Source organism: Pseudomonas lalucatii (assembly GCF_018398425.1).
GTDB classification, from domain to species: Bacteria; Pseudomonadota; Gammaproteobacteria; order Pseudomonadales; family Pseudomonadaceae; genus Aquipseudomonas; species Aquipseudomonas lalucatii.
Genome location: NZ_JADPMV010000002.1, coordinates 44,092 through 62,681 on the forward strand (window position 1 = coordinate 44,092; position 18,590 = coordinate 62,681).

The following is an 18,590-nucleotide window of genomic DNA, read 5'->3' on the forward strand; positions in this document are numbered from 1 at the left end:
CAGAGATCCGTTGCTGGCTTGCCAGGCCGTCCTCGGTTTAGGGGAGGCCCACCGGTGTCAACAGAAGCCAGGGCTGACCCCCTGGCTTCTGCGTTTTACAGCTGTGAATGAAGCCCTCGTGCCGGGCGTGTCCGCATCTGCCGGCGCACTCGGTACTGGAAAAGCCCATGGGGCTTGCGCGATAGCGCTCAGGCTGTGTGGATAGGCTTATTTAGCGGAATAATTGGATTTATTCGACGTCGCCTGATGCCAGAACAGGCGGCGGGGCAACATAAGCTTTTCTACTGCGTAGCAGAAATAATTTGAATTTTCTTCTGCCGCCATATTGACCACTATGTTCCATAGCAAAAAGTAAGACCTGCCAAAACCGCCAAGCCGATAGTAGGCCGCGGCGGAGAAAGTAAACAGCGAGTCCGCGTAATGTTTAAGTTATTCGGGAGGTAGAGCTAAACCCAGTACCGCCTGCCTGCCTGGCAATCAATACACATGCTCCTGGATTAGGCTGCCCCTCAAACTGGAAGCATAGACATACGGATACATAGCGCTACACCAACGCAAAAGGAATGCCTTAACGTGCCTCGTCGAGTAGCGAAAGACATTCGGCGCTGCATATTATAAAAATAAGCTAGAGGTAGATCATGAACGCCAGCTATCAAGAGTCTATAGACACTCCTATAGAGCCCGTCACCAGTACTAGAAATAACAGCAATAGAAGAATGCAGATCTTCAGCATTCTAATTGTTATCGCCGTTGCGTTACCGCTTATATTGCTGCCAGAAGAGGGTAAGGGGTTCATCGACTCGCTGTTCAAGTCGATGACGCATACCTTCGACTTTGCATTTCTATCTCTGCCGCTCGCGGCGATGGGCTTTCTGATTTATCTCGCGTGCACTCGCTACGGCGACATCAAGCTCAGTGCGGACCAGGCTGCACCCGCAGAGTTCTCCAGAAGCTCATGGATCATGATGGTGTTCCTGGCCGGTATCGCCACCGGGTTGATGCTCTGGGCGGGAACCGAATGGGCGTATCACTATGCCTGGACGCCTTTCGGGATAGAGCCGAAAACCACTGAAATGTACGTAGTGGGTCAGGCCTATGGTCTCTTTCACTGGGGCCCCTCTGCCTGGGCAATCTATTGCGTGCCCGCCATCGCCATGTCCTACATCTATTACGTGCGCAAGAAGCATATTTACAACCTCAGTGAGTCGTGCCGCGGCGCGCTCGGAGGCCTGGTTGATGGTCCCGTAGGCACTTTCATCAACTATATGTTCCTGTTCGGCATCCTGGGCGCCGCCGCTACCTCTCTCGGCTTGGGCACGCCCATGATCGGCATGGCCGTAGCCAGTGTGCTGGGGATCGAACCTAGCCTGACCATGGACATCTCCATCATTCTCGCCTGTACGGCAGTCTTCACGATCAGCAGTGGCTTGGGCCTGGCCAAGGGCATCAAGCGCCTGAGTATTTTCTCGACCGTGGTGACGGTGGCGATCGTGCTGTACATCCTGATGGTCGGCCCGAGCAAGTTTATTATTGGTCTTGGCTTCGACTCCGTGGGTTATGCCGTCGAAAACTTCATAAAGATGAGCACCTGGACTGACAGTGTCGGTCAAAGTGGTTTTCCGCAGGCTTGGACGGTGTTCTATTGGGCCTGGTGGATCGCCTACGCCCCCTTTATGGGCATGTTTGTAACGCGCATCTCTCAGGGAAGGACCATCCGCGAAGTGATCCTCGGCATGCTCGTCTTCGGCACTGCCGGCACCGCCATGTTCTACATCGTGGTGGGGGGCTATGGCATCGATCTGCAGATGACTGAAACCCTTGCCGTGTCGGAAATCGTCAACAGTAAAGGCGGCGCTGCAGCCATTGTCGAGATTTTCAAGACGCTGCCAGGCGCCACCCTTCTTCTGATCGCTTTGGCCGTATCCGGCATCGTGCTTCTGGCTACGACCTTCGACTCCGCCGCCTATGTGTTGGCTTGCGCCACCTCCAGCGAGCTCGGCGAGGGTCAAGAACCCGAAAAGGCCAACCGCCTGTTCTGGTGTTTCGTGATCACGATCCTGCCGCTGGCACTGTTGTTCGTGGGGGGGCTGAAAAGCATGCAGACGGCATCGGTGATCGTCGCGCTACCACTGTTGCTGATTCTGTTCTGCATGATGATCACCACGATGCGCTATATGATGGAGGATCGGGCTGCCGAGGCGACTCGAATCGGGCGCTCGCATTGAACTGCGCAATAATGTGGCGGGGACCGTAATAGTTCGCGAGTCGAGCCGACTGAGGCCCCAGGGATTGCTGACTAGCAGAGCGAAACAGTTGTTCAAGCATAGGCAATCCCTGGTCGACCTGGTAAGACGAATGAGGATCAGACGATGAAAAGACCGCCGCCGCATAATTGGTTGTTCGTTTTCAAGATTATCGTCGAGTCAGGCTCGATTACCGAAGCCTCGGAAAGGCTCAACGTGTCGCAGTCTGCCGTTAGCCAGCAGATCAAGTCCCTGGAGGACTATCTGGGCGCGCGCCTGATCGTAAGAGGAAAGAAAGGCATTTCCCTGACTGACGTAGGCAAGCATTACTACAATGTCATTAAAGTTGCCTTGGAAAAAATTTCCGCCACCACCGATCAGCTGTTCGGCTCCGGGCATACCGACATCGTCACCATAAAGTCAAACTATTCCTTTGCCGATACTTGGCTGTCCGGAAAAATCCATGAGTTCCACAAGCGCTACCCGGACACCCAGGTCGAATTGTACTCCGGTCTATGGCTCACTGATTTCGGTGAAATCGGACGCGGGATAGAAATTCGTTACGGCGACGGGACCTGGAGTGACGCCAAATGCTACCAACTCACCCAGGATAATATTTTTCCGGTTTGTTCACCCGCGACGCACAGTACGATAAACAAGCTTGAAGATATATTCGATCACCCCCTGGTCTCCGTGATGGGTAACAAGACTGGATGGCAGGAGTGGTCCAGCGAGCATCAACGAAGCCTGCACATCAAGGCCAGCAATCTGCATGTCGAAAGCAATTTATTAGCCTACAAGGCTGCAGCGTCAGGGAATTACATCGCGCTGGGAATAAATTCGCTGGTCGATGGTTTTCTTGCGGATGGAAGCTTGGTGAGACTCGAATACGGCGATATGAAAAGCCGCGAAAATTTCTTTATCGTAGAGCCGGAGTACTACAGTATTTCCAATAAAGAAATGCAATTTGCCGAGTGGATGAAGTCAGAGTTCAAGCCGGTTAAATAGCACAACCCAGCCAGTTGGTCGATCAACGGGCACGCACCTTTCACACCGGCCACACCGGCAAGCCGCTCATCAAAAACAGTCAACCGCTATTAGAGTGGAACGGATTTGTTCGTCCATTTATCGAGGAGGCAACATGAAAACATACCAACTTTTCATCGACGGGCAGTGGACCGATGGCGCCGACGGCGTCAAAGAGCCAGTTATTAATCCGGCGACCGAAGAGGTCATTGGCCACTTCTGTCATGCGACGCCCTCGGACATTGACCGGGCCGTTGCCTCAGCCGATCAGGGCCTCAAGGATTGGCAAGCGGTGCCGCAATGGGAAAAAGGCGCGATTCTCAAGCGTGCCGCCGAGCTATTGCGCCAGCGTAAACAGGACATCGCGCAGGTTTTGACCCTGGAGCAGGGTAAGCCCTTGGCCGAGTCGGTAGGCGAGATCGAGCGCGCCGCTGACTTTATCGAGTGGGGCGGCGAGGAAGCGCGGCGCATGGCTGGCCGTCTGATGAGTGGGCGCGACAGCGGGAACACTATCGAGATTCGCAAGGTACCGGTCGGTGTGGTCGCCGCCTTTTCCCCATGGAACTTCCCAGTTGTGCTGACCGCCAAGAAACTTGCCGGGCTGCTGGGCGCAGGCTGTTCCTGTGTCGTCAAGCCGGCAGAGGAAACCCCCGGCGCGGCGATTGAACTTGTCAAAGCGCTGCTTGACGCCGGCGTTCCAGCCAGGACGCTAAACGTGGTACTCGGTAACCCCGCGCAGATATCAAGCCAACTGATCGCAGCCCCGTCCGTTCGCAAGATCACCTTTACCGGATCCTCGCCGGTGGGCAAATTGCTGGCGGCGAAGGCCGGCGAAGTCATGAAACCTGTCACTATGGAATTGGGTGGCCATTCCCCGGTCATCATCTTCGACGATGTCGACATCGAGCCTCTCGCGAAGATGTTGGTCGCCAAGAAGTTCTTCAACGCCGGCCAAGTGTGCGTTTCCCCCACACGTTTCTTTGTCCATGAAAGCAAATATGAGCAGTTTGTCGCGCTGTTCTGCGAGCACGCCAAGCATTTGATCGTTGGCAATGGTAGCGCCCACACCACGCAAATGGGGCCGCTTGCCAATGAGCGTCGCCTGCAGGCTATGGAGCAGCTAATTGCAGACGCCGTATCGAAGGGAGCCAGGATCGAGATCGGTGGCCGGCGCATCGGTGAGCAGGGGTTCTATTTCGAGCCCACGGTGCTTACCCGCGTCAGCCTGGATGCGGACCTTATGAGCAACGAAATCTTTGGTCCGGTAGTCCCGATCCTGCCGTTCAATGATGAAGATGAAGTGCTGCGGATTGCCAATGACGTCGATTATGGCCTGGCAGCCTACCTGTTCACCCATGACTCGAAGCGTCAACAACGCTTCAGTGAACAACTGACCGCTGGAACCATTGGTGTCAACGATGTCCCGGCGCACATTGCCGAAGTACCACTGGGTGGGTGGGGTGACAGCGGTTATGGTGTCGAGGGTGGCATCGAAGCGCTGGACGCTTACATGAAGAGCAAGTTCGTCAGCCTTCGTTGACGCTCAAAAATATGGTGGCGGCTACTCGCCCCACCATATGTCGATATGGTCACAGCTTTTCACCGCCCCTCACGGGCCAAATGATTCCAGATACTTCCATCGCCTACTGGGAAAGCACTTGATGGTCGGCATTCTGCGAATCGGCAGATCTGCAATCAGCATGGCTACCTGTTGAATCGATGGAAATGCACTGCTTGCGGAACGCCGTGAGCGCAGACGCCAGTCTCTGGTTTCAGGCAGAAGTCGAACTGCATGAGGCTGGTTACAGAACGACTTCGTGACCTTCAGCATGACCTTCGAGCCAGTTTCTCCCCCGAGGCACATGTAGCTGTCCGGTGCGAAGAGAATCCGAAGAAGTCCGAATCCGGCGAACCTGTCGAAACGCTCAGCGCTGGTTCTGCCGCGGCAGGCACTCCCTGCCGCAGAAGAGCGAGCAAGGGCCACTAATTACTCCTGCTCTCTAGAGAAACGCGGGTATGTCGCCGCGAAGCACGGCGTCGCTCAGCTCTGCAGAAAGTCCAGCACGGGCTGCGTGAAAGCCTCACCGGCCTCGACATTGGACAGGTGCGCCGCGGGCAGCTCGAGTAGCCGCGCCCCCGGGATACGCTCGGCCATGAAGCGGCCATCGGCCACCGTGGTCACCGGGTCGGCGCTACCGGCGACGATCAGGGTCGGAGTCCGAATCGACTCGAGTTGCTCGCAGTAATCGGCATCGCGCACCGCCGCGCAGTTCGCCGCATAGCCGCGGGAAGATGTCTGCGCCAGCATGGCCACCACGGCTTCGACCCGGGCCGGCTCGGCTGCGGCGAAGCCGGCGGTGAACCAGCGCGCGATGGAGGCGTCGCGCAGCGCCTGCATGGCCGCCTGGCCATCGCGCAGCACGCTGTCGATGCGCGGGTTCCACACCTCGGGGCTGGCAATCTTCGCCGCGGTGTTGCACAGCACCAGCTTGTCCAGGCGCTCGCCGGCGTTGATCGCCAGCCACTGGCCGATCAGGCCACCCATGGACAGACCGCAGAAATGCGCCTTGGCAATATCCAGGGCATCGAGCAACGCCAGTACGTCGCGGCCATTCTGCTCGATGCTGTAAAAGCCATCGCTGACCAGCGAGTGGCCATGGCCGCGGGTGTCATAGCGCAGCACACGGAAATGCTGGGTGAAGGCCGGCATCTGCGCGTCCCACATGTGCAGGTCCGTGCCCAGGGAGTTGGACAAGACCAGTACCGGCGCGCCGGCCGGCCCTTCGAGCTGATAATTCAATGCACCGTCGGCGAGTTGGACAACCGGCATTAGGCGATTCCTCACTAGAACATTCATTACAGGAGGCCGACCCGCGTTGCGCAACTGGCTCGCGTGCGCCCGGGTCGCCCATCATCCACTATCGCGGTTCACACCCGCTCGATGGCCAGCGCCAGGCCCTGGCCGACGCCCACGCACATGGTCGCCAGGCCGCGCTTGCCGCCGGATTTCTCCAGCTGATGCAGGGCGGTCAGCACCAGGCGCGCGCCGCTCATGCCCAGGGGGTGACCCAGGGCGATGGCCCCGCCATTCGGGTTGACCTGGGCCGCGTCGTCGGCCAGGCCCAGGTCGCGCAGCACCGCCAGGCCCTGGCTGGCGAAGGCCTCGTTGAGCTCGATCACGTCGAAATCGGCGACGCCGAGATTCAGCCGCTCGCACAGCTTGCGCACCGCCGGCACCGGGCCGTAGCCCATGATGCGCGGCGCCACGCCGGCGCTGGCCATGCCCAGTACCCGCGCCCGCGGGGTCAGGCCGTGTTTGCGCACCGCCTCGGCACTGGCCAGGATCAGCGCCGCGGCGCCATCGTTGACCCCGGAAGCGTTGCCGGCGGTGACCGTCTTGTCCGGGCCGTTGACCGGTTTGAGCTTGGTCAGGACCTCCAGGGTGGTGTCGGGGCGCAAGTGCTCGTCCTGCTCGATGACGGTGTCGCCCTTCCTGCCCTTGATCACCACCGGGACTATCTCCTCGGCGAAGAAGCCGGCGGCCTGGGCCGCCGCCGCGCGCTGTTGGCTGCGCAGGGCGAAGGCGTCCTGGTCGGCGCGCGAGACCTGATAGTCGTCGGCGACGTTGTCGGCGGTCTGCGGCATGGCATCCACGCCGTACTGCGCCTTCATCAGCGGGTTGATGAAGCGCCAGCCGATGGTGGTGTCCTCGATCTTCTGGTTACGGCCGTAGGCCGTGTCGGCCTTGCCCATGACGTAAGGCGCGCGCGACATGGACTCGACGCCGCCGGCGATGGCCAGCTCCATCTCGCCGCTGGCGATGGCGCGGAAGGCCGTGCCGACCGCGTCCATGCCCGAGGCGCAGAGGCGGTTGAGGGTCACCCCCGGCACCGAGTCCGGCAGGCCGGCCAGCAGCAGGGCCATGCGCGCCACGTTGCGGTTGTCCTCGCCGGCCTGGTTGGCGCAACCGAGAAACACCTCATCCACCTGGCTCGGGTCGAGCTGCGGGTTGCGCGCGATCAGCGCCTTGAGCGGCACCGCCGCCAGGTCGTCGGCACGCACCGGGGCCAGGCCGCCGCCGAAGCGGCCGATGGCGGTGCGCACGGCGTCGCAGATATAGACGTCGCGGCTCATTCCTCACCTCCGGCCTGGCCGTGGGCGGCGGCGGTGCGGGCCTCCAGGGCGCGCAGGGCTTCGAGCTCCACTGCCGTCGGCGCGGCGGTCTCGGCGACGCTGTCGGCAAAGCGGATGGCCCAGCCGGTGGCGGCCACCACCTGCTCGCGGGTCACCCCCGGGTGCAGCGAGGTGACGACGAACTCGTTGGTGCCGGCTTCCGGCTCCATGATGCACAGGTCGGTGATGATGCCCACCGGGCCGGCGCCGGGCAGGCCCAGCTGCTGGCGGTGGTCGCCGCCCTCGCCATGGCCGACCGAGGTGATGAAGGCCAGCTTGTCGACGAAGGTACGGTGCGACTGCTTGAGGATGATCAGCACCTGCTTGGCCGAACCGGCGATCTCCGGCGCGCCGCCGGCACCCGGCAGGCGCACCCTGGGCGCATGATAATCGCCGATCACCGTGGTGTTGATGTTGCCGTACTTGTCGACCTGGGCGGCGCCGAGGAAGCCGACGTCGATGCGCCCGCCCTGCAGCCAGTAGCGGAAGATCTCGCCGGTGGGCACCACGGTGTCGGCGGTCTCGGCCAGTTCGCCGTCGCCGATGGACAGCGGCAGCACACTCGGTTTGGCGCCGATCGGGCCGGATTCGTAGATCAGTACCACGTCCGGCGAGGACGTCAGGCGCGCCAGGTTGGCGGCCTTGGACGGCAGGCCGATGCCGACGAAGCACACCGCGCCGTTGTTCAGGCGGCGGGCGGCGGCCACGGTCATCATTTCATTGGTGCTGTAGGCGCTCATCACTTGGCCTCCTGCTGCGCGGCCAGTTTGGCCTTGAACTCTGAGAAATCGGCGGTGCCGCGGATGTATTCGTCGATCCAGGCGCTGAAGCGCTCGCGATCCCGGGCGATCGGGTCCCAGGCCTGGTAGAAGCGGTTGTCGCGCTCGGAGTAGCCCAGGGCATAGGACGGATGGGCCCCGCCCGGCACATGGCAGACCGCGGTCAGCGCCCAGCTCGGCAGAACGCAGGCGTTCATCGGCGCATTCAGGTCGTCGACGATCTCTTCGACGGTGACGATGCAGCGCTTGGCCGCCAGGGCAGCTTCCTTCTGCACGCCGAGGATGCCCCAGAGCAGCACGTTGCCCTTGCGGTCGGCCTTCTGCGCATGGATCACGGTGACGTCCGGGCGCACGCTCGGTACCGCCGCCAGCACTTCGCCGGTGAACGGGCAGGTGACCGTCTTGATCAGCGGGTTGACCTTGGGCAGGTCGGAGCCGGCGTAGGCGCGCAACACGGCGAACGGCAGGCCCGAGGCGCCGGCGACATAGGCGTTGGCCAGGTCCGCATGGCTGTGTTCCTCGATTTCCAGCGGCTGCGGCCAGCCCTTCTCCACCGCGTCGCGCAGGCGGTGCAGCGAGCCGACGCCGGGGTTGCCACCCCAGGAGAACACCAGCTTTTTGGCGCAACCGGCACCGATCAGCAGGTCATAGACCAGGTCCGGGGTCATGCGTACCAGGGTCAGCTCGCGCTTGTTCTGGCGGATCAGCTCATGGCTGGCGGCGGTGGGGATCAGGTGCGTGAAGCCTTCGAGGGCGACGGTGTCGCCGTCGTTGACGAAGCGTTTGATCGCCTCGCCCAGGGAAATGATTTCGGCCATCGGAGTTACTCTCGCTCGGTTGACGGTGCCACCGGCTGAGGGTGGCGGGTGAGTCAACGGTAAGCCGAGCGGCCCACTCAAACAATCCGATAATCGCTTATCCGTGCGATTACCGAACACTGTCTAGGCAAGCGCCTCCGCCATGCCCAGGGTCAGGGTGCGCTGCGCGTGCAGGCGCTGGACGATGCGCTCGACTATCTCCAGCCGCGCCACGGCCCCGGCACGCATCTCGTCCATGGCGCCCAGGGCGGCGGCAGCCTTCTCCAGGCCCGTGCCGGTGGATTGGCCGATGTGCTCGAGCCCTGCCCTTGCCTCCTGCGCCGATTGCTGCAGGCCGGCGGCGATCTGGCGAATCTCGCCACTGGACTCGTTGGCGCGCTGGGCCAGGTGGCGCACCTCGTCGGCGACCACGGCGAAACCGCGGCCGTGATCACCCGCCCGCGCAGCCTCGATGGCCGCGTTGAGCGCCAGCAGGTTGGTCTGCTTGGCGATGTCCTGAATGCTGCCGACGATGGCGCCGATGCGCAGCGACTGTTGCGACAGGCCATCGAACACCCGGTCGATGCTGTCCATGTAGCCGGCCAGTTCGCGGATCGCCGCCTCGCACGCCTGGATGCTGGCGGCGCTGAACTGCACCTTCTCGCCGCCGGCGCGCGCCAGGTCGGTGGCGTACTGCATGTCCTGCTCGGTGCGCTGGATGCCCTCGAGCAACTGCGCCAGGGGGGCGCGCAGCGCAGGCACGGGAGCGACCGGCGCTTCGACCGGCGCTGCCGCTGCCGGCAACGCCGGTTCCGGCGCCGGCGGTAGCGGCGCAGGCACCGACACCGGCACCTCGACCAGGGTCGGCGGCAAGCGCTGATAGAGCAGCCCGGCCAGGGCGAGGCAGGCCAACGACAGTGCGGCCAGCCCCTCTTCCAGGGGACTATCGAGCAGCAGGCCGGCGGCGGCCAGGGCCGCCGTCAGTTGCAACAGCGCCGCCAGGGGTTTCTGCCAGCGGCGTGGGGATTGAGCAGCTATCTGGGTCATGGAGGGGTCCCTGGCCTCACAGGCCGATATGGTTCTGCAGGATCTCGGGCCGGGTCTTCAGCTCGGCGCTGGGGCCGTCATAAACCACCCGCCCCTTGACCATGATCATGCTGCGATCGGTCAGGTCGAGCAGCACGTTGACGTTCTTGTCCACCACCAGGGTGGCGATGCCGCTGGCCTTGATCAGCCGGATCACCTGCCAGATCTCCTTGCGGATCAGCGGCGCCAGGCCCTCGGTGGCCTCGTCGAGGATCACCAGCTCGGGGTTGGTCATCAGCGCGCGACCGATGGCCACCATCTGCTGCTCGCCGCCGGAGAGGTTGCCGGTCAGGTGAGCGAAGCGCTCGGCCAGGCGCGGGAAGGTCGCCAGCACCCGCTCCAGGTCCCAGTCGCGGCGTCCGTCCAGGCCCGGCCGGGCCGCCATGATCAGGCTCTCGCGCACGCTCAGGTTGGGGAACATGCCGCGGCCTTCCGGCACGTAGCCGATGCCGCGGCGGATGATCTGGTGGGTGGCGCGGCCGCCGCAACGCTCGCCACGGATCAGCACCTCGCCGCGCCGCGCCGGGGTCAGGCCCAGCAACGAGCGGATGGTGGTGCTCTTGCCCATGCCGTTGCGCCCCATCAGCGCCAGGGTCTCGCCCGGCTGGATCTGCAGGTCGACGCCATGCAGGACGTGGCTGTTGCCGTAGTAGGTATGCAGGCCGGTGGCCTGCACCAGGGCTTGTGTGCTCATCAGAATTGCTCCTCGCCGTCGCCCAGATAGGCCTGCTGTACCGCCGGATCGTTGCGCACCTGGTCCAGCGGACCGCTGGCCAGCAGCTCGCCGTTGACCATCACGGTCAGGGTCTTGGCGATGCTGAACACCGCGTCCATGTCGTGCTCGACCAGGACCATGGCGTACTGCTTGGACAGGCTGGCGAGCAGCTCGACCACCCGCGCCGACTCGTCCTTGCCCATGCCGGCCATGGGCTCGTCGAGCAGCAGGAAGCTCGGTTCGGTGGCCAGCACCATGCCGATTTCCAGCTGGCGTTGCTCGCCGTAGCTCAGGGCATCGGCCAGGCTGTCGCGGTGCCGGGCCAGGCCGCACAGCTCCAGGGCCCGCTCGGCGCGCTCGCGCACCTCGGCGTAGGCCTCGCAGCGGCGGAAGAAGCGGAAGGAGTTCTTCAACCGCGATTGTGCGGCCAGCCAGCAGTTCTCCAGGCAGGTGAAGCTGGGGAAGATGTTGGTGCGCTGGAAGCTGCGGCCGATGCCCAGGTGCGACACCCGGTTGGGCGCCAGGCCGGTGATGTCGCGGCCGTGAAAGAGGATCTGCCCGGCGCTGGGTTTGAGGTGGCCGGACAGCAGGTTGACCATGGTGCTCTTGCCGGCGCCGTTGGGGCCGATGATCGCATGCACCTCGCAGGGCGCCACGCTCAGGGAGATGTCGCTGACCGCGCGCAGGCCGCCGAAGGCCTTGCTCAGTCCGCGGGTTTGCAGGACAGGGGTGCTCATAGGCCGGCCTCCTTCTTCAAGGTGTCGGGAGCGGACGGTTCCGTCTCCGCGGTGGATACGGCGTTGCGCGGGGTGCAGAGCTGCAGCAGCAGCCCGGCGATGCCGCGGGGCAGCAGCAGGACCATGGCGATCACCACCAGGCCCATGGGCAGCTCCCAGTGCGGGGTCAGGCCGGCGAACAGCTGGTGCAGGCCCTCGAAGGCGAAGGCGCCGAAGATGGCGCCGAACAGGCTGCCCATGCCGCCGAGGATGACCATCACCAGGGCGTGGGCCGAGAGCTGCCAGCTGACCTGGCCGGGGCTGACGAAACCGTACTGGGTGGCCGAGAGCATGCCGGCGTAGCCGGCGATGGTGCCGGCGATGACGAAGGCCGCCAGCTTGTAGAACAGCGGGTTGTAGCCCATGGAGCGGACCCGCTCCTCGTTGTGCTTGATACCCAGCAACACCCGGCCGAACGGCGCACGCAGGAAGCTGCGCAACAGCAGGTAGACCAGCACCAGCGAGCCGAGCACCAGGTAGAACAGGCTGCGCGGGTTCTCCAGGTCGAGCAGCTGGACCCCGGCGATGCGCACATCAGGCTTGAGGAACAGGTAGATGCCGTCCGAGCCGCCGGCGAAGGACGCGTCGTGGAACAGGTAGTAGAGCATCTGCGAGAAGGCGATGGTCGCCATGATGAAGAAGATGCCCGAGGTGCGGATGATCAGCAGGCCCATCAGCAAAGCGGCGGCGGCGCTGACCGCCAGGCACAGGGCCAGGGCCAGCCAGAAGTTCACCGCCTCGAACTCCGGGGCGAACAGCACCAGGCTGTAGCCGGCGATGCCGAAGAAGGCCGCCTGGGCCAGGCTGACCATGCCGGTCACGCCCACCAGCAGGTCGAGGCTGAGGGCGACCAGGGCGAGGATCATGATGTGGGTCAGCTGCTGCAGGTGAAAGCCGTGCTGCTCGCCGCTGAGGCTCTCGCCGAACAGCGGAAAGCCGGCCAGCAGCAGGGTCAGCGCCAGCAGCAGATAGCGAATGACAGGGGGTAAGGGACGCATGATTGGTTTCCTCCGAGGGGCAGGTGTCAGGCGAACAGCCCGCGCGGTTTGAACAGCAGCACGACGGCCATCAGCACATAGATCGCCATGCCCGCGTACTCGGGCACCAGCACCGCGCCCCAGGTGGCGGTCAGGCCCACCAGCAGCGCGGCGAGGAAGGCGCCGCGAATCGAACCCAGGCCGCCGATCACCACCACCACGAAGGCGATGATGAGGATCTGGTTGCCCATGCCCGGATACACCGAGGACACCGGCGCGGCGACCATCCCGGCGAGCGCGGTGAGCGCGGTGCCGGCGGCGAACACCAGGCTGTAGATGACCCGGATATTGATGCCCAGGCCCTGGACCATCTCGCGGTTGCTGGCGCCGCCGCGGATGATGATGCCCAGGCGGCTGTGCTGCAGGATCAGGTACATGGCCAGGGCGATCAGCCCGCAGACGGCGGAGATGAACAGCCGGTAGACCGGGTACTCGAGGGTCTCGGTGAGCTGCACCGAGCCTTCCAGCAGCGCCGGAATCGCCACGCTGTGGACGTCGTTGCCCCAGGCGATGCTGCGCAGCGAATCGATCACCAGGATCAGGCCGAAGGTCATCAGCACCTGGTCGAGGTGGTCGCGGCGGTACAGCGCCTGGATCAGGAAGCGCTCGATCAGCACCCCGAGCAGCGCGGCCAGCGGCAGGCCGAGGAGGATGGCGAGAAACAGGTTGCCGGTCAGCGCGGTGAGCCAGAAGGCCAGGTAGGCGCCGACCATGTACAGGGCGCCGTGGGCCAGGTTGATGATGTGCATGATGCCGAAGATCAGCGTCAGGCCGCTGGCGATGAGGAACAGCAGCAGGCCGTACTGCAGACCGTTGAGGGTCTGGATGAGAACTGTGGGGAAATCCATCGGGAGTACCTGGCGTAGACGAGTGAACCCCGGGCGCCACTCAGGGCGCCCGGGTATGCCGCTGGACCTAGAGCTTGCAGCCCGGCGCCGGGTCGGCCAGGGCGCTGGCCGCGGTGCCCGCCACCCGGTTGGCGCCGTCACGCACCTCGCGCAGGTAGACGTTCTGCACCGGGTTACGGGCCTTGGAGAAGGTCCACTCGCCGCGCGGGCTGTCGATGCGCGCCTGGCTCATGGCGGCGAGCCAGGCGGCGCGGTCGGCGGTATTGCCGGCCACCTGTTGCAGCGACTGGGCCAACAGCAGGCCGGTGTCGTAGCCCTGTACCGCGTAGACGTCCGCTTCCTTGCCGAACTGCTGGCGGTAGTCCGCGCGGAACTTGTTGTTCTGCGGGGTATCCAGGCTGTCGGAATAGTGCAGCGTGGTCAGCACCCCCTCGGCGGCCTGACCCTGCGCGGCCAGGGTGCCCTCGGTGAGGAAGCCCGAGCCGAGCAGCGGGATCTTGCCCTGCAGGCCCGCGGCGGCGTAGTCCTGGACGAACTTGGCGGCGCCGCCACCGGCGAAGAAGACGAACACCGCGTCGGGCTTCAGGGCGGCGATCTCGGTCAGTTGCGACTGGAACTCGACGTCCGGAAAGGGCACGTAGATTTCCTTGCTGACGGTGCCGCCGGCCTTCTCGAAACCTTCCTTGAAGCCGTCCACCGACTCGGTGCCGAAACCGTAGCGCCAGGCCAGGGTGACGACGTTCTTGTAGCCCTTGTCGACAGCCACCTGGCCCATCGGGTAGGCGGTCTGCCAGGAGCTGAAGGAGGTACGGAAGATGTTCGGCGCGCACAGCGGGCCGGTGGCGGCGTTGAAGCCGGCGTTGGGGATGATCAGCGGAACGCCGCTGTCGCGGGCCACCTTGACCGCGCCCATGCCCACCCCGGAATGCACCGGGCCGACCACCACGTCGACCTTGGCGCCGTCGACCAGCTTCTGCATGTTCGGCACCGCCTTGCCGGGATTGGCCTCGCTGTCGACGCTGACGTACTCCACCGCACGGCCGCCGAGTTCACCGCCCTGCTGCTCGATGGCCAGCTTCATGCCGTTGGTGATGGCCTCGCCGAGGGCCGCGTAGGTGCCGGTATAGGGCAGCAGCAGGCCGACCTTGACCGGCTCGGCCGCCTGCGTGCCGGCGCACAGGGCCAGGGTCAGGGTGGCGGAGCTCAGGGTGATAGCGACTTTCTTATAGTTGTTCATCGTGGTTATCCATTTACGCAAGGTTATAGGAGGTGTCGCAGATCTCCGCCGTGCCGCTCCGGCGCCCAGGCCAGAGCGGCACGGGGCTTAGAGCAGGTTCCAGGTGTAATTGAAGATCAGGCGGTTCTCGTCGACGTCGCTGCGGTAGTTGGAGCGCGCGGTGACGTTGCGCACCTTGACGCCCAGGCCCTTGAGCGAGCCGCTCTGCACCACGTAGCCGATGTCAAGGTCGCGCTCCCACTCCTTGCCCTCGAAGCCACGGCCGGTGTCGACGTTGTCGCCCGTCAGGTAGCGCACCCCGGCCACCAGGCCCGGCACGCCCAGGGCGGCGAAGTCGTAGTCGTAGCGCACCTGCCAGGAGCGCTCGTCGGCCGAGTCGAAGGTGAAGGTCGGCACTTCGTTGCCCAATGGGCTGACGTTGGCGAACACCCGTGGCAGGCCGTCGTCGCCGAACATCGCCTGGTAGCCGAGGTAGAAGGTGTGGGCGCCGTACTTGGCCGACAGCAGCGAGTAGGCCGCCTGGTTGTCCAGCTTGCCGAGCAGCTGCTCGCCGTCCTCGGTCGAGTCGAAGTAGCCGAGGCTGGCGCCGAGCACCCAGTCACCCACCGGCTCGCTGTGCTTGAGGCTGAAGTAGCGCTGGTTGTAGAGGTCCTCGAGCTGGGCGTACCAGGCGCCGACCGAAGTGCGGTTGGCGTTGAAGGCGTAGTCGGCGCCGCCGTAGTTGAACCGGTCGGTGGTGATCAGCTGGCCGGCCTGGCGCCGCGGGACGAAACCGACCATGGCGCCCAGTGCCTCGTCGCCGGCCTCGTTGCGCAGGCTGGTGGAACGCAGCTGGCCGGCCTGCAGGGTCAGCCCGGCGATCTCGTTGGAGACCAGGCTGGCGCCCTGGTAGGTCGGCGGCAGCAGACGGATGTCGCCGAAGTACAGCACCGGCAGCACCAGCTGCTGCTCGCCGACCTTCAGTTCGGTCTTCGACACCCGGACCTTCACCGCCGCCCCCAGGCGGCTGTATTCGTCGGCCGCCCTGCCCGCGTCGGTCACCGGCAGCAGGCCGGTGTTGACCCGGTCCGGGCTGCTGTCGAGCTTGAGGCCGAGCAGGCCGACGGCGTCGACGCCGAAGCCGACCGGGCCCTGGGTGTAGCCGGACTTGAAGTTGAGGATGAAGCCCTGGGCCCACTCCTCGGCCTTGGACTGCTGGTTCGGTCCGACTATGTCGGAGAAGTCGCGGCTGAAGTAGTAGTTGCGCGCCGTGAGGGTGGCGCTGCTGTCCTCGACAAAACCGCCTTCGGCCGCCATCAGGGTCGAGGGCAAGGCCAGGGCGACGGCCAGGGACAAGGGGGCCCGCAATACGCGGGGTGCACGGATCGATTGCTTCATCGTTTCACTCTTTGTAGTTGTTGTCGTGATGTTGACTTCCACCCTTGCCGACAACGAGTCACGGCAACGCAAGCGGGTGGCCTTACCCCCGCCCTGCCCCGGTATCCCCCAGGCAAGGCGGCAATAACCGATGGAACGGCTGGCCTAGCGCGCCACCTCCCGTTCACCCAGCGCCTCGGCCCGGGGCGCCTGGTCGATACGTCGCGCGCCGAGCAGCAGATGGGCGGCGATGCCGAAGATCAGTCCCCAGAACGCCGCCGACAGGCCGAGCAGGGACATGCCCGAGGCCGTGACCAGGAAGGTGATCAGCGCCGCCTCGCGGTCCTCCGGCACCGCCATGGCGCCGGCCAGGGCGCCGGCGATGGCGCCGAACAGCGCCAGCCCGGCCAGCGCGGCGATCAGCTCCTTGGGCAGGGCGCCGAACAGCGACACCAGGGTCGCGCCGAACAGGCCCAGCAGCAGGTAGCACAGCCCCCCGACGACGCCGGCCACGTAGCGCTTGCGCGGGTCCTCATGGGCCTCGCGGCCGGTGCAGATGGCCGCGGTGATGGCCGCAAGGTTCAGCCCGTGGCAGCCGAAGGGCGCCAGCAGCAGGCTGCCCAGGGCACTGGCACTGATGATGGGGCTGGCCGGGGTCTGGTAGCCGGCGTTGCGCAGCACCGCCATGCCGGGGACGAACTGCCCGGTCAGCGCCACCATCACCAGCGGCAGGGCGATGTTGAGGATCGCCGCCAGGCTGAACTCCGGGGTGATCCACACCGGCACGGCCAGGCCGATCACCAGCGCCTCGCCGTGCAGGTCGCCGCTGGCCAGGGCCACCAGGCAGCCGACCAGCAGCACCGCCATCACCGCGTAGCGCGGCAGCAGGCGCTTGCAGATCAGGTAGCTGGCGAACATCGCCAGCACCAGCCAGGGCTGGCTCTTCAGCGAGACGAACAGGCCGGTGCCGAAGCTGAACAGGATGCCGGCCAGCATGGCCGCGGAGATCGCCGCCGGCAGGCGGCCGATGATGCGGTCGAAGGCGCCGGACAGGCCGACCAGGAGGATGATCAGGTTGGCCACCAGGTAGGCGCCGACCGCCTCGTTCAGGCTGATCTGCGGCAGCAGGGTGACCAACAGCGCCGAGCCCGGAGCCGACCAGGCGATGACCAGCGGCACCCGGTAGCGCAGGCTCAGGCCGATGCCCAGCACGGCGCTGCCGATGGAGATGGCCCAGACCCAGGACGCCAACACGGCATGGGACAGGCCGGCACTGTCGGCCGCCTGGAAGATGATCACCAGGGGCCCGGCGTAGGAAATCAGCGTGGCGATGCAGCCCGCCACCAGGGCCGACAGCGAAAAATCATGGAACAAGGTTTTCATAAGACCTCGTCGTCAGGGTGCAGCTCGCCATCCGTGGCCAGAAGCCCGGATCGCTGTTGTTGTGGGTGAAGCGGGAACCCTCGGGTGGATGGCGCTGTGGCCATCCGCCCTTGGTTCCAGGCGTAGGGTTCGGGGAGTGAGCACCAGCTCCCCCCCTGCCCTTCAGGCGTCCTGCAGGGCCCGCGGACGCTGGCTGCGCTGTTCGGCGGCCGGCGCCGGCGCCTTCTGCACCTCGAAGTCGAACACCAGTTCGGCGAAGCGACCCTGCACGCCACGGGCCTCGGCCGCGGCGGCGTCCTCGACGAAGCGCAGCTTGCCGACCAGGCCCTCGCGGGTGGCGTAGGCGAAGTCGTCCCACAGGTACTTATCGCCATCCAGGTTGATCTGGGTGGTCAGGTGGCGGTGGCCCGGCGCCGAGACGAAGAAGTGGATATGCGCCGGACGCTGGCCGTGGCGGCCGAGCAGGTCCAGGCATTCCTGGGTCGGCCCGTCCGGGGCGCAGCCGTAGCCGCTCGGCACTATGCTGCGCGCGCGGTAGCGGCCTGCGGCGTCGGTGACGATGCGCCGGCGCAGGTTGTACTCGCTCTGGCTCTGGTCGAAGAAGGAGTAGTTGCCCTTGGTGTTGGCGTGCCACAGGTCGACCACCGCGCCGGCCACCGGCTGGCCGTCGGTGTCGCGCACCACGCCCTCGAGGAACATCACGGTGGCCTCGGCCAGTTCGCTGCCGTCGTCCATCCGTGCCTGGCCCTCGCAGATCGGCGCGCCGGCCACATACAGCGGGCCCTCGATGGTCCGCGGGGTACCGCCGGTTAGGCCGGCCTCGGCGTCCTTGGCATCCTGCAGCAGGTCAAGGAAGTGCTCCAGGCCCAGGCCCGGCACCAGCAGGCCGAACTCGCTGCGTGCGCCCAGGCGGTTGAGGTAGTCGACCGCGGTCCAGAACTCGTCGTCGCTTACCTGCAGGTCCTCGATGATCTTCGCCGCGTCGTTGATGATGCGCAGCATGATTTGCTTGACCCGCGGGCTGCCCTGGTCGTTCGTGAGGCCGGCGGCCTCTTCGAAGAATTTCTGGATCTCGGCAGTGTGGGAAATCTTGATAGTCATGACGGTTAACCTCGAGTTGTTGTTATGGCGCCG

16 protein-coding genes are annotated in these 18,590 nt (G+C 64.7%); 3 read left to right on the plus strand and 13 right to left on the minus strand.

Annotation, left to right across the window (positions count from 1 at the left end; genetic code table 11):
- The first annotated feature begins 716 nt into the window (after positions 1–716).
- From I0D00_RS13435 to I0D00_RS13445, 3 genes are all read left to right on the plus strand, one after another.
- Complete coding sequence (locus I0D00_RS13435; RefSeq protein WP_213640342.1) at positions 717–2,225, plus strand: BCCT family transporter; 1,509 nt, start codon at positions 717–719, stop codon at positions 2,223–2,225.
- 144 nt (positions 2,226–2,369) lie between these two features.
- Entirely contained in the window at positions 2,370–3,251 is an 882-nt protein-coding gene (locus I0D00_RS13440; RefSeq protein ID WP_213640343.1) for a LysR family transcriptional regulator, read from the plus strand.
- A gap of 133 nt (positions 3,252–3,384) precedes the next feature.
- Entirely contained in the window at positions 3,385–4,809 is a 1,425-nt protein-coding gene (locus I0D00_RS13445; protein ID WP_213640344.1) for an NAD-dependent succinate-semialdehyde dehydrogenase, read from the plus strand.
- Between the two features lie 501 nt (positions 4,810–5,310).
- Here I0D00_RS13445 and pcaD read toward each other — a convergent pair.
- The 13 genes from pcaD to catA all read right to left on the minus strand — a co-directional run bounded on the left by pcaD (position 5,311) and on the right by catA (position 18,557).
- On the minus strand, positions 5,311–6,099 hold the full coding sequence (gene pcaD, locus I0D00_RS13450; RefSeq protein WP_213640345.1) for a 3-oxoadipate enol-lactonase: 789 nt from the start codon (positions 6,097–6,099) through the stop codon (positions 5,311–5,313).
- A gap of 98 nt (positions 6,100–6,197) precedes the next feature.
- A complete protein-coding gene (gene pcaF, locus I0D00_RS13455; RefSeq protein ID WP_213640346.1) occupies positions 6,198–7,403 on the minus strand; it encodes a 3-oxoadipyl-CoA thiolase in 1,206 nt (401 codons plus the stop codon).
- Positions 7,400–8,182, minus strand: a complete 783-nt coding sequence (locus I0D00_RS13460) for a CoA-transferase subunit beta (protein ID WP_213640347.1) — start codon at positions 8,180–8,182, stop codon at positions 7,400–7,402. Before I0D00_RS13460 ends, pcaF begins: the two co-directional genes overlap by 4 nt.
- The gene (locus I0D00_RS13465) at positions 8,182–9,039 is read right to left on the minus strand and encodes a CoA transferase subunit A (protein ID WP_213640348.1); all 858 of its coding nucleotides are present in this window, start codon (positions 9,037–9,039) and stop codon (positions 8,182–8,184) included. Before I0D00_RS13465 ends, I0D00_RS13460 begins: the two co-directional genes overlap by 1 nt.
- A gap of 123 nt (positions 9,040–9,162) precedes the next feature.
- Positions 9,163–10,065 (minus strand): methyl-accepting chemotaxis protein, encoded by a 903-nt coding sequence (locus tag I0D00_RS21675; RefSeq protein WP_213640349.1) that lies wholly within the window; start codon positions 10,063–10,065, stop codon positions 9,163–9,165.
- Positions 10,066–10,081: 16 nt separating this feature from the next.
- Positions 10,082–10,798 carry an ABC transporter ATP-binding protein gene (locus I0D00_RS13475; protein ID WP_213640350.1) on the minus strand — a complete coding sequence of 239 codons (717 nt, stop codon included), beginning with the start codon at positions 10,796–10,798 and terminating at the stop codon, positions 10,082–10,084.
- Positions 10,798–11,556 carry an ABC transporter ATP-binding protein gene (locus tag I0D00_RS13480; RefSeq protein WP_213640351.1) on the minus strand — a complete coding sequence of 253 codons (759 nt, stop codon included), beginning with the start codon at positions 11,554–11,556 and terminating at the stop codon, positions 10,798–10,800. Before I0D00_RS13480 ends, I0D00_RS13475 begins: the two co-directional genes overlap by 1 nt.
- The gene (locus I0D00_RS13485; protein WP_213640352.1) at positions 11,553–12,593 is read right to left on the minus strand and encodes a branched-chain amino acid ABC transporter permease; all 1,041 of its coding nucleotides are present in this window, start codon (positions 12,591–12,593) and stop codon (positions 11,553–11,555) included. The genes I0D00_RS13480 and I0D00_RS13485 overlap by 4 nt, the downstream gene beginning before the upstream one ends.
- A gap of 26 nt (positions 12,594–12,619) precedes the next feature.
- Positions 12,620–13,480 carry a branched-chain amino acid ABC transporter permease gene (locus I0D00_RS13490; protein ID WP_213640353.1) on the minus strand — a complete coding sequence of 287 codons (861 nt, stop codon included), beginning with the start codon at positions 13,478–13,480 and terminating at the stop codon, positions 12,620–12,622.
- 67 nt (positions 13,481–13,547) lie between these two features.
- Positions 13,548–14,717, minus strand: a complete 1,170-nt coding sequence (locus tag I0D00_RS13495; protein WP_213640354.1) for an ABC transporter substrate-binding protein — start codon at positions 14,715–14,717, stop codon at positions 13,548–13,550.
- Between the two features lie 87 nt (positions 14,718–14,804).
- Positions 14,805–16,094, minus strand: a complete 1,290-nt coding sequence (locus I0D00_RS13500; protein ID WP_213640355.1) for an OprD family porin — start codon at positions 16,092–16,094, stop codon at positions 14,805–14,807.
- Between the two features lie 144 nt (positions 16,095–16,238).
- Complete coding sequence (locus tag I0D00_RS13505) at positions 16,239–17,456, minus strand: benzoate/H(+) symporter BenE family transporter (protein WP_213640356.1); 1,218 nt, start codon at positions 17,454–17,456, stop codon at positions 16,239–16,241.
- A 162-nt stretch (positions 17,457–17,618) separates the two neighbouring features.
- Positions 17,619–18,557: a catechol 1,2-dioxygenase gene (catA, locus tag I0D00_RS13510; protein WP_213640357.1), complete on the minus strand. Its 939-nt coding sequence runs from the start codon at positions 18,555–18,557 to the stop codon at positions 17,619–17,621.
- Between the last annotated feature and the right edge of the window lie 33 nt (positions 18,558–18,590).